Origin of the sequence: Shewanella sp. ECSMB14101 (assembly GCF_000773485.1) — a bacterium.
GTDB lineage: Bacteria > Pseudomonadota > Gammaproteobacteria > Enterobacterales > Shewanellaceae > Shewanella > Shewanella marisflavi.
This window is the reverse complement of the sequence record NZ_JSFF01000004.1, coordinates 189,773-204,584: the sequence shown is the minus strand read 5'-3', so window position 1 is coordinate 204,584 and position 14,812 is coordinate 189,773. Positions and strand designations below refer to the sequence as shown.

Here is a 14,812-nt window from a genome sequence, read left to right as displayed (position 1 = left end):
CGATAAATAATTATAAAGAGAAACATTGGATGTCACAGAACGCCCCATCAGTACAAAGCCCCCTGACTGTCAAACCGGCCTTAAGTTTCTGGCAGATCTTCAACATGTGTTTTGGATTCCTTGGCATCCAATTTGGTTTTGCCCTGCAAAATGCCAACGTGAGCCGCATCTTTCAAACATTAGGCGCCTCTATCGATGATATCCCTATTCTGTGGATCGCCGCGCCACTGACCGGTTTGCTGGTGCAGCCACTAATCGGTCATATGAGCGACAACACCTGGGGCCGTTTGGGTCGCCGTCGCCCCTATTTCCTGATTGGCGCTATCTTCACCACACTGGCCATCTTTATCATGCCTCACTCGCCTGTGCTCTGGGTTGCCGCAGGTATGTTGTGGATCATGGATGCCTCAATTAATATCGCCATGGAGCCTTTTCGCGCCTTTGTGGGTGACAACCTGCCGAGTCGACAACGCCCCCTTGGTTATGCCATGCAAAGCTTCTTCATCGGTGTGGGCGCCGTGGTGGCCTCGGCCTTACCTTATCTGCTGACCAATTACTTCGATGTGGCCAATACCGCGCCCGAAGGTGAGATCGCCGATTCTGTCCGTTACGCCTTCTATTTCGGCGGCACAGTGTTACTACTGGCGGTCAGTTGGACCGTCTTCACCAGCAAAGAGTATTCACCAGAAGAACTGGCCCGCTTTGAGCAGTCAAGCAGCGAGCAGATAACCCTTAAACATGATCGCAGCTGGCAAGCTTACCAAAAAGGCGCACTCATCTGGACTGTACTCGGCGCCCTGTTTACCGCAGTGATCTTTCTGCAGTCCCTGGATAAGCAACTGTATCTGCTGGCGATCGGCATATTTGCCTTCGGCCCGTTGCAATGGTTTTGCGCCGTCACTTTAAAGCGGATCGCGCCTGAGGCCAGACACAAGCAAGGCATGGTATTCAGCGTGGTCGATGCGCTGTTTCATATGCCAAAGGCGATGCGTCAACTGGCAGTTGTGCAGTTCTTCTCATGGTTTGCGCTGTTTTCTATGTGGATCTACACCACAGCGGCTGTCACTGACTATCACTATGGTACTCAAGATGTGCTGTCTAAGGCCTATAACGATGGCGCCGATTGGGTCGGGATCTTATTTGCCTCTTATAACGGCTTTGCTGCCCTAGCCGCCTTAGTGATCCCGCTGCTGGCAATGGCGGTGGGCCTCAAGGTGACACACCTGATTAATCTTTGCTGCGGGGGTCTGGGCCTTATCAGCTTCTACTTTATTCAGGATCCGGCTCTGCTTTGGCTGCCCATGATAGGTGTCGGTATCGCCTGGACATCTATCCTCTCTATTCCCTATGCACTGCTGTCCAATGCACTGCCTGCGGCGCGAATGGGCGTTTATATGGGGATTTTTAACTTCTTTATCGTGATCCCACAGTTGCTAGCTGCCAGCGTACTTGGGGTGATCTTAAATACCTTTTTCGACGGCCAACCTATCTTCGCCTTGATCATGGGCGGCTGCTTTATGATCTTATCCGGGATCAGCGTGCTCTTCGTGAGCAATCAATCCCGCCAAGCATAACCGCATTTACCCATAACAATAAAACAGATGAGAACCTAATCATGACGTCTAAGCCTGCACGTTTTACTCGCACCTTAATCGCCCTCTCCTTAGGCACTCTGCTAAGCGCCTGCGGCGGTGCAGATCAGCCTGCGCCAAAGCAAGTGGCTGCGGCCGCAAGCCTCAACATAGCGCCGGGCGCACCTGGCGCCGAGCCTACCTGGGCCTTCTCGGGTAAAACCGGCATAGGCACATCCTATGAACCCTATGTCACCACAGAGCAAAGCGCCGGGCGCTATCTAGACACCCAGGCCAACCCGGTCAGCCGCGTCTGGTTTTCTCTGGCTCAGGGCGTGCTGACCGAAACCATGTATGGCCTTATCCATAACGCCCAGCTAAAAGAGGCACAATTTATCATCGCAGGTAATGGCTTTGTCGATACCGAGAAAGAGAACACCATCACCAGCATAGATTATCTGCATAAAGATGACGCAGGTCGTCCCCTGTCGTTAGCCTACAAGGTGGTTAACAAAGATATCGAAGGCAAGTATCAGATAGAGAAACACTTCTTTACCGATCCCGATCGTGACAGCTTAGTGATGAAGGTGTTCTTTACCGCCTTTGAGCCGGGCATTACCCCCTATCTTTATGTCAACCCGCATATCGATAATAGCGGCGCCAATGATATTGCCAGCGTGAGCGCCGATGGCAATAGTCTCTATGCCTATACCGGCAACCAGAATTCCAGCGTGCTGACCGTGCGCGCCGACCTCCCCTTTAGCCAGACCAGCGTCGGATTTGTCGGCGTATCGGACGGCCTGAGCGATCTCAAGGCTAACGGTGAGTTAAACAACCTTTACAGCCACACCAGTGCGGACAAACAGACTTTGGGCAATGTCGCCATGACCGCGGCGCTGCCTACGCTTAAGGTCGGCGATGCCGAAAATCCCAGCCTGAGCACCACCTTTGTATTCGGTTTTGGTCAAGATCAAGCCAGCAGCGAGCAAACTGCCCAGAAAACTCTTGATGCGGGCTATGATGCGGTGCTGGCGGCCTACAATGGCGAGGGAGATACCATTGGCTGGCAGGACTATCTCCAGCAGCTCTCCGGGCTTAAGGCGATGACAGCCAACACAGCCGATGCAGGGAAACTACTGTATGCCAGCGCCCTTGTTCTTAAGGCGCAAGAAGATAAAACCCATGCCGGCGCCCTCATCGCCTCCTTGTCTAACCCTTGGGGCGACACTGTCTCTGCGGTCAAAGGCTCGACCGGCTACAAGGCCGTCTGGCCAAGAGACTTCTATCAATGCGCCATGGCTTTCTTAGCCATGGGCGATACCCAAACCCCTAAGGTCGCCTTTGAATACCTTAAAAAAGTGCAGGTCAGCGAAGCGACCCCTGGCTATGAAGGCGTTCCAGGCTGGTTTTTGCAAAAGACCCATGTCGACGGTCAAATCGAATGGGTTGGCGTACAGTTAGATCAAACCGCGATGCCTATCATGCTGGGATGGAAACTCTGGCACGCTGGAGTATTAAGCGATCAAGAAATTAGCCAGTGGTATCAAACCATGCTTAAGCCTGCGGCCGATTTCCTGGTAACGGGCGGTGAAGTAAACCTTGACTGGAACCATACCCAGATAGTCCCGCTTAAGACACAGCAGGAACGCTGGGAAGAGCAGCAAGGCTACTCGCCTTCGACAGCCGCCGCCGTGATTGCAGGTCTGATTAGCGCCAGCGATATCGCCAAACAGGCGCAAGATCTCGCCGCTGCCGAGCGCTACCTCGCCACCGCTAAAGAGATGGCCGCCAAGCTGGACACCCTTATGGTGACCCAAAGCCCCATGCTTAGTGCAAGTGACGGTACCCAGGCACCTTACTATCTGCGCCTAGCGCCTAATGGCACACCGGATAAGGCCGATAAACTTGCCGATAACAACGGCAGAGCCGGACTGGATCAGCGTCTCATATTAGATGGTGGTTTCCTGGAGATGGTGCGCTATGGGGTTAAACCGGCGACCGATGCCAGGATCAATGCCACCCTTAAGCTTATCGACAATACAAAGCTCGAAGATAACCTCAGGGTGCGCTACGAGTTTACCGCCAAAGATGGTACTCGCTTCCCAGGATTTCGCCGCTATGGCAATGACGGCTATGGTGAAGATACGCAAACCGGCGGCAACTACGCCGAAAATGGCAGCAATACGCCCGGGCAACGGGGCCGGGTATGGCCTTTCTTTACCGGCGAGCGCGCCCATTTTGAACTGGCTAAGGCCATTGCAACAGACAGCCTGGATGCGGCTAAGAAACAGCAACTCATTGACACCTATGTAAAAGGGATGGAAGCTTTTGCCAACAACGGCCTGATGCTTCCCGAACAGGTTTGGGATGGCGTTGGCGACAGTACCCGCTTTAACTATCAGCTTGGCCAAGGTACCAACTCAGCCACACCGCTAGCCTGGACTCACGCCGAATACGTCAAGATGGTACGTTCCTTAACCGATGCTAAAGTCTGGGACCACTATCCAAGCGTGACCGATACCCTTACCTCTCACCCTTAAACCCATTCATAAAAAAGCCAGTCTCATCGACTGGCTTTTTTATTTGGCCGCCACTTATTGATAGACGATGACATTCAGTCAGATTAAAAGCGATACAACCAAAAGGCGCCTAAGGAGTCAAAGTCGTTACCAAATCGAGTGAGCACACCAGTGCTGGCATTGAGCTTTATACTGCTTCGCGCTGTAAGGGCCAGGGAGTAAGTTAAGCCAAAGCGGGAATTATTTTGACCATCCCCGGAGGATAAACCGTTTTTGCTGGTTTCCCCGCCAAAAAAATAGTTAGCGTTTAACGCCAGCCAGTGTCCGGGCGAAAAAGTATAGATAAGATGCGCTTGCAGGTTGGTCTGCGGTTCCTGCGCTAACCTTGTATCGCCCAAATAGGATGCGTTATCGCCATAGAGACGAACCGAAGCGCTTAGATTGTAATACCAGCGACCTAGCTTATGGGAAAGGCCCAGCCCTGGGCGAAATATCCAGCGGTTGGCGCCGGCATTAAGGAGATACTCAGACTGGTAACTGCCCAAGGGGGCGGTGATCTCAATGCTTGTGCCCAACACGATTCCCTGCTGCCAGGAGGCAAAGGTTTTCGCGTCCATGGCCGGTGCACCATAAAAGTTCCAGGTCAGTTTAACACTGGGATCGTTATAGCCACAGCGATCGGCCTCGACGCGCTCACCATTAAGCATGGCGCTGCCCTGAAAACAGCTGCGTGCAAGAGCCAGATCCAACTTGGCACTTCGTTCGGCCAACGAAAAGGTTCTGGCATAGGCTAAGACGAGCGTATCGATCGTCAAACTGGCATCTGAGATTGCTGCGCCGGGAGATGGCGATACCTCCCCTTCAGAATGAAGATAACCAAGGGCAGCAAAATTTAATCCAATCGGAAGATTCGTATAGCTGCGCGGCTCAAGATCTTGTGCCTGTACGGCGCTAATCACCCACAAAAATGAGATGCCAAAGGCTGCACAGCGAATAATAAGATGTCTGGTATTAAGCACACTGGCTCTTAAAACCTGCTCCTTAAAAACGAAAGCAGATAAAACGTGAGCCTTGATCTTATGGAACGCAAAGCTGTGAGCCGTTAAACGCCTAAGCAACGAATTTACCATGCATTTCTCCAAACTTTTGCCTTCACCTTGATTAACTTAGCACGACAAATACACCTTTGCTTAACCCATAAGTGGGTTGAGTTCGTTTTAGCCCTCCCACACAAACACAGGCTATCTAATCCTATACCGCAGCAAGCGGGGGAAGAATGTCTTTCTTAAAATAAATCAGGCGCGGATTATTTCTGCCCAGCACAGCAACATATAAAAAGATATAACGAATTTTCGGGTTATAACATCATGTTCTTTTTATGACCGAAAACCAGTCCCGCTATGGGTTTGCTTCAGGGGGAAGACATCAAAGAGTGGGTAATTTCTCGAGATAAAGATGATATTTCAGCAAAATTGATAAAAATGAATAAAAAAATTTGAAAAGTATTGATATACTTCCCCCCGAATTTTAGAACGTAACTCCAATAGAGTAGAAAAATGACTGATTTATCAAAGTACAGAAACATTGGTATCTTCGCTCACGTTGATGCGGGTAAGACCACCACAACAGAGCGTATCCTAAAGCTAACCGGTAAAATTCATAAAGCTGGTGAAACTCATGATGGTGAATCTACAACCGACTTCATGGAACAGGAAGCTGAGCGTGGTATTACCATTCAGTCTGCTGCTGTAAGTTGCTTCTGGAACGATCACCGTTTCAACGTCATCGACACCCCTGGCCACGTTGACTTCACAGTTGAAGTTTATCGTTCTCTAAAAGTACTAGACGGTGGTATCGGGGTATTCTGTGGTTCTGGTGGTGTTGAACCACAATCAGAAACCAACTGGCGTTATGCAAACGAATCTGAAGTTGCGCGTATCATCTTCGTAAACAAGCTGGACCGTATGGGTGCCGACTTCTTGCGCGTTGTTAAGCAAACTAAAGACGTTCTTGCGGCTAATGCCCTCGTAATGGTACTGCCTATCGGTATCGAAGATGAGTTCAAGGGTGTTGTCGATCTACTAACCCGTAAAGCATGGGTTTGGGACGAAACTGGTGAGGCTGAAAACTACAGCATCGAAGATGTACCTGCTGACATGGTTGACATGGTTGAAGAATACCGTGAGCAACTGATCGAGTCTGCCGTTGAGATGGACGACGATCTGATGGAAGCTTACATGGAAGGTGAAGAGCCATCTATGGAAGACATCAAGCGTTGTATCCGTGAAGGTACTCGTACCATGCAATTCTTCCCAACATACTGTGGTTCTGCGTTCAAGAACAAAGGTATGCAGCTTCTACTAGACGCAGTTGTTGACTACCTTCCATCTCCAACGGAAGTTGAGCCACAAGATCTAACTGACGAAGAAGGTAATCCAACTGGCGAACACGCTATCGTTGACGCTGATGCACCTCTGAAAGCACTTGCGTTCAAGATCATGGATGACCGTTTCGGCGCCCTGACCTTCGTACGTATCTACTCAGGCCGTATCAACAAGGGTGACACCATCCTTAACTCTGCAACAGGTAAGACTGAGCGTATCGGTCGTATGTGTGAAATGCAGGCTGATGAGCGTAACGAACTTGAAAGCGCACAAGCTGGTGACATCATCGCTATCGTGGGTATGAAGAACGTTCAGACTGGTCACACTCTGTGTGATGTGAAGCACCCATGTACGCTTGAAGCCATGGTGTTCCCAGAGCCAGTTATCTCTATCGCAGTAGCGCCTAAAGACAAGGGCGGCAGCGAGAAGATGGGTATCGCTATCGGTAAGATGATCGCAGAAGATCCATCATTCCGCGTTGAAACTGACGAAGACTCAGGCGAAACCATCCTTAAGGGTATGGGTGAACTTCACCTAGACATTAAGGTAGACATCCTGAAGCGTACTTACGGCGTTGAGCTGATCGTAGGTGAGCCACAAGTGGCATACCGTGAAACTATCACTCAAGAAGTTGCTGATAGCTACACGCACAAGAAGCAATCTGGTGGTTCTGGTCAGTTCGGTAAGATCGACTATGTTATCCGTCCAGGTGAAGCAAACTCAGGCTTCACGTTCAAGTCATCTGTTGTTGGTGGTAACGTACCTAAAGAATACTGGCCTGCTGTTGAGAAAGGTTTCGAGAGCATGATGAAGACTGGTACCGTGGCAGGCTTCCCAGTACTAGACGTTGAACTAGAACTGACTGACGGTGCTTTCCACGCAGTTGACTCATCAGCTATCGCGTTCGAAATCGCTGCTAAAGGCGCATTCCGTCAATCTATGCCAAAAGCTGGTGCGCAACTACTTGAGCCTATTATGAAAGTTGACGTATTCAGCCCAGAAGACAACGTAGGTGACGTAATTGGTGACCTTAACCGTCGTCGTGGCATGATCTCTGGTCAAGAAGCGGGTGTTACAGGTGTTCGTGTTAAGGGTGACGTACCGCTTTCAGAAATGTTCGGTTACATCGGTTCTCTACGTACAATGACCTCTGGTCGTGGTCAGTTCTCTATGGAGTTCTCACACTACTCACCATGTCCAAACAGCGTATCTGAGAAAGTTATCGCCCAAGTTAAAGAGCGTAAAGCTGCTGAAGCTAAGAAGTAATTTTACTCCTTAACTGAAGTTTCTTTACTAAAAACCCTAACAATGTATGTTGTTAGGGTTTTTTCTTTTGTGTCTTTCCCCATACAGGAGCCCTTATGTCCCAAGATGCCATAGTGGTATTGGATTTTGAAACCACAGGCCTCTCCCCCTTACAGGGCGATCGCGCCATCGAGATAGGGGCGGTAAAATTACAGCAAGGTGTAGTGGTCGAAAGGTTTCAGCAGCTGATGAATCCCGGCTTTGCCGTCAGCGGTTTCATCGAACAATATACCGGGATCAGCAATCAGATGTTGGAGCAGGCACCAAGCGTGGCCAGTGTCATGAGCGACTTTGCCGACTTTATTGATGGCAGTCACCTGGTGGCTCACAATGCCAGTTTCGATCAGAAATTTTTGGCGGCAGAACTTGCCCGCATTAACCTAGAGCAATCACAACCATTTGCCTGTTCACTCCTGCTGGCAAGACGCCTGTTTCAAAACTCACCCAACCATCAGCTTGGCACCTTAGTCAGTTATCTCGCGATCGAAAACGATGGGGTGTTTCACCGCGCCCTCAATGATGCCGAGGTCACAGCCTCCTTATGGCTGGCGCTCAACGATGCGGTCATAAACAGATGGAGTTGCCCTGCTCCCAGTTTTGAGCTGATGCTAGCCCTTCAGCGCCAACCTAAGCAACAATTAGATCAATTTATGCGTAGGTGGCAGGGCTAACGGGATTCGCCGCAAGACTCCCGTTCAATTAAGCTGGTGGGGATCAACTGGTTACTCACCTCTTGGCCCTTGATCATCTTCAGCAGACTCTCCACCAAGATCTCACCAGCCAACTTAGTATTTTGCTTGATGGTGGTCAGCGGCGGATTGGCAAAGCTTGCCACGGGAATATCGTCATAGCCTACGACGGCCACATCCTCTGGCACCCTAAGTCCTTTTTCCTTAAGCGCACGTATGGCACCTATAGCAATGAGATCGCTGGCAGCAAAAATGGCATCAAAGGGACGCTTTTGCGCTAACAGCTGATTGGTCGCCTCGAAACCAGAACTTTCTGTGCTGATGGCATCAAACTGTAGGCTTTTCTGCAAGGTGACACCCGCCGCCTTAAGCGCCTGTTGATGACCAAGATATCTGGCCTGAAACTCAGGGCTATGGCTGGACGCATCGCCAATAAAGGCGATGTGACGTCGGCCCTTAGCCAGCAGATGTTCTGTGGCGAGCATGCCCCCCTGACGATTATCACAGCCAATGGAGAGAACTGAGGACTTGTTTTGCGCCGGCCCCCAGATCACAAAATGGGTATTTTGCGCCGCGAGTTTGTCCAGTTTCTCCTCATAGTCCATGTAATCACCGTAACCCAGCAAGATAATGCCATCGGCTTTATTGCTGTCCTCATAGTCAGCATGCCAGTCGCTGCTAAGCTGCTGAAAGGACACTAATAAGTCATAGCCTTGCTGAGCGGTGGCCCGGGTAATGGAGCCTAGCATGGAGAGGAAAAAGGGATTGATTAACGAATCATCGTTGGTGGGGTCTTCACACAACAACAAGGCCAGTGTCAGACTGCTTTGAGTACGCAAATTACTGGCATTCTTATCGACCTTATAATTGAGTTCTTTGGCAATGGCCTGAACCCTAAGGCGCGTCTCTTCATTGACCAGAGGGCTGTTTCTTAGCGCGCGTGACACGGTTGATTGCGACACACCCGCACGGTATGCGATATCGATAGAGGTGGCTTTGGTTGTCATAATTATTGGCGACCTTGTAAAAAATCAGCAAGACGAGCCAAGACTCGTCCCCTTAGACCCTGAATTATATCCCAAGCTCCTTCATCAAATCATCTGAATCGTCCACCACCACGGCGCTATTCACTGCAGCCGACCAAGAGCTGTCATTTGCCTTACTGCCTTGACCATGCTGGGCCAGCAAAGCATCGGGATCGTCCTCTTCATGCTCAAACTCTGCCAGTTTGATGAACTCTGTCTTATCCATGGCAAACTCGAGATAGAAGATATGATTTCTAGCGGTTTTAAAGGCGACGCGGCGAGCCACGGCTTCATCCAGATTAGTATCAATAGAGATGGTCAGCTCTTTGTTGATGGTCAGCATCTTAGGCTGACTCTGATTAATCGAGGTTTGCAGCTCCTTGTTCATCTTCACGATGAAATACCCCAGGATCTGGTTCATCAGTTCGCCCATGACGTCACCCACCTCATCAGAGGTATGTGAAAACGCCAGCTCAGACTCAGGCATTCCCATCTGTTTCATATAAGCCTGATAGATCTCGACCGCCGCAGGCGCTGAGAAATTGATCACCACCAGACCAGAGAAGCCACCATCGAAGATGGAAAAGCAGCCTAAATCGGGCTTCAAACAGGTCTTGGTGATACTCTGCACCATGGCCGCATGGCTCACTTCACTGGCAGTCGTACTAGATAGCACATGGCACACTGAGTTACAGAGTTTAAGTAAAATATCGTCGGATGTGATCACTTGTGAAGTCATAAGCTCATAATAAGTAAAAAAGAGTCATACTCCATTCTGCGCTCTCTTATGATAAAAATCAAAATCAAAACAGAGGATTAGTTGATTCTCACTCAGAGGTAACAAAAACCGCAAGTTTATTGACTCATTAGCCCCCTTAGATGGCCTTAGAAACTGGCGCTGTTGGCGTCAGTAAATTGATTACAAAAACGTCAAAAAAACATCATAAAAGTGCTAAAAAATTACCTTCTGTTTACATATTTACGTGAGCCACGTCCAACTAATTAACATTAGGTATTCAATAGATTGACTATTGATTCTAATCATCTTGGTTAGCCTGTATATTTGCAACATTCAACTGGACCGTAAGTAGGACGTCACATGCTAGAGCTCCTCAGAAGGTTTACCATACTTCAACGTTTGATCTTTATGTTAGTGCTTGCCGCGATAGGCACTTTTGTATTTGCCAGTTTTTCGATCAACGAACAACGCAATAACCTGATCGAGCAGAAATGGGTACAAAACGATGCGCAGCTATCAACACTCTTAAGTATCATCGCAAGCCATCACAAGCAGGTAGAGCAGCAGCAACTGTCTGCCGATGAGGCCAAAACCGAGGCAGCCAATCTGGTCAACCAGATCCAATATGGCACGACTGGTTACTTCCTACTATTTGATAAAGACCATACCCTGCTCGCCAATGGCGCCAGCCCAGATAGGCTCGGGATGAAGGCTTCATCCCTTGCCGATAGCATGGGAGGCAGAGCCTTTGACAGACTCTTGAATACTGCTCAAGCAAAAGGCGTCGCAAAAGAAAGCATAGAAATGCTCAATCCCATTACAGGCAAACAAGAACAAGCCTTGGTAGAAGCGCGCACCTTCCCTGCATGGCAATGGACACTGGTCACTACCTCCCAAATGAGTGATGTCAACGACACCACCTACAGTGTGATGTTTGATTACCTAGGTATCATGGTCCTGATTTCGGCGCCTATCTTTGCCTTCTTCTTGGTGCTAAATCACTCCATCAGTTCACCACTGAATCAGGCTATCGATGCCATGAAAGATATCGCAGAAGGTGAAGGCGACCTCACTAAAAGACTGCCGACGAAAGGCAAAGATGAGGTCGTTTCTCTCGCCATCGCTTTCAATAGTTTCGTTGGCAAGATCAATAAGATGGTGGCTGATCTACAGCCTGTTGGACAATCACTGAATCAAGATGCAGACCGCCTGTTTGATGCCGTTGGCGAATCCAACGCCAGCGTTGACCATCTGCACCAGGAAACCAGCAGCGTAGCAACTGCCATCAATCAGATGCTGTCTACGACCCATGAAATGGCCACCAACACACAACAAGCTGCCGATGCCGCCACCAGTGTCAAACAGCAGGCACAAGAAAGCAAAAAGCAGATGGATGGCACGGTACAAAACACTCAGCGTCTGGTACAGGAGCTGAAAAATGCCGAAAGCATCACTCAACATCTGGGCGTCTCTTCTGAGCAGATAGGCAGTATCTTAGATGTGATCCGCGGTATTGCCGATCAAACTAACCTATTAGCCTTGAATGCGGCCATCGAAGCCGCCCGCGCCGGTACTCATGGTCGCGGCTTTGCCGTGGTAGCAGACGAAGTGCGCGCCCTGGCCAATCGCACCCAAGACTCCACCAATGAGATCCAGAAGATCATTACCGATATACAAAACGGTGTTGCCAACGTGATGCATAGCAACAGCGATACTCAAACTCAATCGGTTGAGCTACAGCATCAAGCCCAGGCCGTTGGTGAGTCACTATCAACTATCTTGGAACTTATCGCCCACATTAGCGATATGAATACTCAACTGGCCAGTGCTACCGAAGAGCAATCTCTGGTAACAGAAGAGATCAATCGCAACATCTGCAGCATTACCGAACTGTCAGAAGTGTCAGTCGCCGCCAATGAAAGCAATCGTCTTGCCGCCGAATCTTTGCGCCAAATCAGTCAAACCAGTGCCAAAATATTAGGCCAGTTTAAGGTGTAACCTTAAACGGTAACGATTGAATTAAGGGGAGCCAAACGGCTCCCCTTTTTAATCCTCAAACATCAACAACTCATCAAGGTCAGTGGGGGTAAAAATCCACGCGCAAAGCTCGACAGCGGGGATTAAATCTGTGATAAGCTTAACGACACTAGAATTTTCAGCATCGATGGGATCACATTACCATGGCTCGAATGACGTTAGCGGTTCATCCTCAGCTATACAGTATTCACAGCTTTAGCCCGGACAGCGAGTTAGCGCCAGAGGTATTCAGTCAGCCCATGTTTTTCATCGGTAAAACCAAAGATGAACTCTCTGTGGTGGTCCCTGCCGAGTTGCCTCTGGACAGCCTGGAAGAAGAGAGCGATTGGCGCTGTCTTGAGGTCGTCGGTCCGCTAGGGTTCTCCATGACGGGGATCCTCGCCAGTGTCTCTGGCACCCTGGCCGAAGCTAAGATCAGTATTTTCGCCATCTCAACGTTCGATACCGACTATATACTGGTGAAAAAGGATAAGCTGCAACAAGCCATTACTGCGCTCAAAAAAACCAACTATCAAATCATTCATTATCAGGCGTAAAACCCGTCTTATCTAAGAGCACGTTTATGTACCAAAAGACTGTCACCATCATGGCCGAACATGGCATTCATACCCGTCCAGCAGCCCTGCTGGTTAAGGCAGCAAAAGCCTATGATTGTGATATTATCGTTGAATGTCAGGGCAAGCAGGCTAGCGCTAAGAGTCTGTTTAAACTGCAAACTTTAGGTCTATATCAGGGTGTTGAGGTCACGGTCAGTGCCAACGGCGAGCACGCACAGTCGGCGGTGGATACCGTCACAGAGCTCCTCATCACCTTAAGCTAACAGGAGTTATGATGACCATTCGAGGCATAGCGGTATCAGCAGGCATCGCATTTGGACAGGCAAAGGTCCTGCGTACCCAAGAAAGTAAACTCGATTATCATCTTCTCCCTCCTGATCAACTTAGCCGCGAACAACAACGTCTCAACCGAGCGCTCAAAGCCCTGATAAAGCAGAGCCAGTCCAGCGCCGATAAGTTAGATCCCGACTCAGAAAACTATCAGCTAATCCAAGCGGATTTGATGTTACTGGAAGATGAAGAGTTATTGGCTGAACTCAGCGATACCATTGGCCAGCGACAATTTTCAGCGGCCCTGGCAGTCGAGCATACTTTCGCCAAACAGGCGCAGGCAATGCAAGAGATCGACTCACCTTATATAGCCAGGCGCGCAGAAGATGTGTTGAGCCTTGGCCAGCGATTGATCCGAATTTTGCTTACGGGTCACTGTGATAATCTCTGTCGACTACCTGAAAACGCCATCGTACTGGCAAAAGATATCACCCCGGCAGAATTTGCCACCTTGCCCCTTGAACGCGTCAGTGCCTTAGTATTACAAACTGGCGGGGTGACCAGTCATACGGCTATCTTAGCGCGCAGCGCCGGGATCCCGACCCTGATGAGCTGCCACTGGCAAACCTTAGAGGTGACCGATGGTCAGCCGCTGGCGGTTGATGCCATCAATGGTGAACTCTATCTCGCCCCCAAGCCGGAACAAATTGAATATCTAGCGGCGCAAAAGCAACAGGCCGATGAGCGCAAGTCGGCGCTGCAGGCACTCAAAGGCAATGTAACCCAAACTGCCGATGGCCGCCCTATCCCACTGCTTGCCAATGTGGGTTGTATCAGCGAGGTCAATCATTTAGCTGATGTTGGCGCCGAAGGGGTTGGCCTGTTTCGCACCGAGTTTATGTTCATGAATAATCATGAACTCCCTGACGAGAACAGGCAGTATCAACTCTACTGTGACGCCTTACAACTGCTCGATGGAAAGCCGCTGACCATCAGAAGTATGGATATTGGCGCCGATAAAGAGGTGCCCGCCCTCGCCATGACGGCAGAGGAAAATCCGGCACTTGGGCTAAGAGGTGTACGCTATACCCTGGCTCATCCAGATCTTTTTGCCGCCCAGTTACGCGCCATTTTAAGGGCAGCCAACCATGGCCCCATCCGCTTGATGTTCCCTATGGTCAATCAAGTAGAGGAACTAGAGGCGATTCTCACCTTGCTTGAACAATGTAAGCAGGCGCTCGTTGAGGCAGAGAAAGGTTATGGCGAATTGGAGATCGGCATAGTGGTAGAAACACCCGCTGCCGTTTTTAACCTGGAGTCCATGCTGCCGTTGCTCGACTTTGTCAGCATAGGCACCAATGATCTTACGCAATATACCATGGCAGCCGATCGCAGCAATCCGTTGCTGATTGACCAATACCCTGTGCTGTCACCGGCGATCATACGCCTTATCGCTCAGACAATAGAGTGCGCCAAGGCGGCCAACGTCCGCGTATCCATGTGTGGCGAGCTCGCCAGCAACCCTAAAGCCGCGGCGCTTTTAGTGGGTCTTGGGCTAGATGAATTCAGTGTCAACCTAGCGTCTTTGCTTGAGGTAAAAGAAGAACTCAGTCGTTGGTCCCACCAAGATTGTGTGACCTTGGCGCAAAAAGCCCTACAAATTTCGCGGATAGACGCCTTAAATCAATTATTAACACACTGTCACTCTTCATAATT

Annotated in this window: 11 protein-coding genes; 8 read left to right on the top strand and 3 right to left on the bottom strand. The window is 49.8% G+C overall.

The annotated features are described in order from the left end of the window. The first annotated feature begins 29 nt into the window (after nucleotides 1-29). Nucleotides 30-1,574 carry an MFS transporter gene (locus tag NY07_RS05795; RefSeq protein WP_033538394.1) on the top strand — a complete coding sequence of 515 codons (1,545 nt, stop codon included), beginning with the start codon at nucleotides 30-32 and terminating at the stop codon, nucleotides 1,572-1,574. Between the two features lie 41 nt (nucleotides 1,575-1,615). Further along, nucleotides 1,616-4,111 carry a glycoside hydrolase family 15 protein gene (locus NY07_RS05790; RefSeq protein ID WP_033538393.1) on the top strand — a complete coding sequence of 832 codons (2,496 nt, stop codon included), beginning with the start codon at nucleotides 1,616-1,618 and terminating at the stop codon, nucleotides 4,109-4,111. 83 nt (nucleotides 4,112-4,194) lie between these two features. Here NY07_RS05790 and NY07_RS05785 read toward each other — a convergent pair whose 3' ends face one another. Beyond that, the gene (locus NY07_RS05785) at nucleotides 4,195-5,109 is read right to left on the bottom strand and encodes a transporter (protein ID WP_235363898.1); all 915 of its coding nucleotides are present in this window, start codon (nucleotides 5,107-5,109) and stop codon (nucleotides 4,195-4,197) included. A 537-nt stretch (nucleotides 5,110-5,646) separates the two neighbouring features. On the opposite strand from NY07_RS05785, the gene fusA reads away from it, so the two are divergent. Further along, nucleotides 5,647-7,740 (top strand): elongation factor G, encoded by a 2,094-nt coding sequence (gene fusA, locus NY07_RS05780; RefSeq protein ID WP_033538392.1) that lies wholly within the window; start codon nucleotides 5,647-5,649, stop codon nucleotides 7,738-7,740. 95 nt (nucleotides 7,741-7,835) lie between these two features. Beyond that, nucleotides 7,836-8,450, top strand: coding sequence for a 3'-5' exonuclease (locus NY07_RS05775; RefSeq protein ID WP_033538391.1), 615 nt, complete (start codon nucleotides 7,836-7,838; stop codon nucleotides 8,448-8,450). Here the strand turns inward: NY07_RS05775 and NY07_RS05770 are convergent. Together NY07_RS05770 and NY07_RS05765 are read right to left on the bottom strand one after the other, a co-directional pair. Beyond that, a complete protein-coding gene (locus tag NY07_RS05770; protein WP_033538390.1) occupies nucleotides 8,447-9,475 on the bottom strand; it encodes a LacI family DNA-binding transcriptional regulator in 1,029 nt (342 codons plus the stop codon). The two genes, NY07_RS05775 and NY07_RS05770, sit on opposite strands and share 4 nt — an antisense overlap. A gap of 64 nt (nucleotides 9,476-9,539) precedes the next feature. Further along, nucleotides 9,540-10,232, bottom strand: a complete 693-nt coding sequence (locus tag NY07_RS05765; protein WP_033538389.1) for a DUF3334 family protein — start codon at nucleotides 10,230-10,232, stop codon at nucleotides 9,540-9,542. Between the two features lie 360 nt (nucleotides 10,233-10,592). Between NY07_RS05765 and NY07_RS05760 the strand changes: the two genes are divergently transcribed. The 4 genes from NY07_RS05760 (at nucleotide 10,593) to ptsP (ending at nucleotide 14,810) form a co-directional block, all read left to right on the top strand. Continuing rightward, a complete protein-coding gene (locus NY07_RS05760; RefSeq protein ID WP_033538388.1) occupies nucleotides 10,593-12,230 on the top strand; it encodes a methyl-accepting chemotaxis protein in 1,638 nt (545 codons plus the stop codon). A 182-nt stretch (nucleotides 12,231-12,412) separates the two neighbouring features. Beyond that, nucleotides 12,413-12,805 (top strand): ACT domain-containing protein, encoded by a 393-nt coding sequence (locus NY07_RS05755; protein ID WP_033538387.1) that lies wholly within the window; start codon nucleotides 12,413-12,415, stop codon nucleotides 12,803-12,805. A 26-nt stretch (nucleotides 12,806-12,831) separates the two neighbouring features. After that, nucleotides 12,832-13,089 (top strand): HPr family phosphocarrier protein, encoded by a 258-nt coding sequence (locus tag NY07_RS05750; protein ID WP_033538386.1) that lies wholly within the window; start codon nucleotides 12,832-12,834, stop codon nucleotides 13,087-13,089. 11 nt (nucleotides 13,090-13,100) lie between these two features. Further along, on the top strand, nucleotides 13,101-14,810 hold the full coding sequence (gene ptsP / locus NY07_RS05745) for a phosphoenolpyruvate--protein phosphotransferase (RefSeq protein WP_033538385.1): 1,710 nt from the start codon (nucleotides 13,101-13,103) through the stop codon (nucleotides 14,808-14,810). The last annotated feature ends 2 nt before the right edge of the window (nucleotides 14,811-14,812 follow it).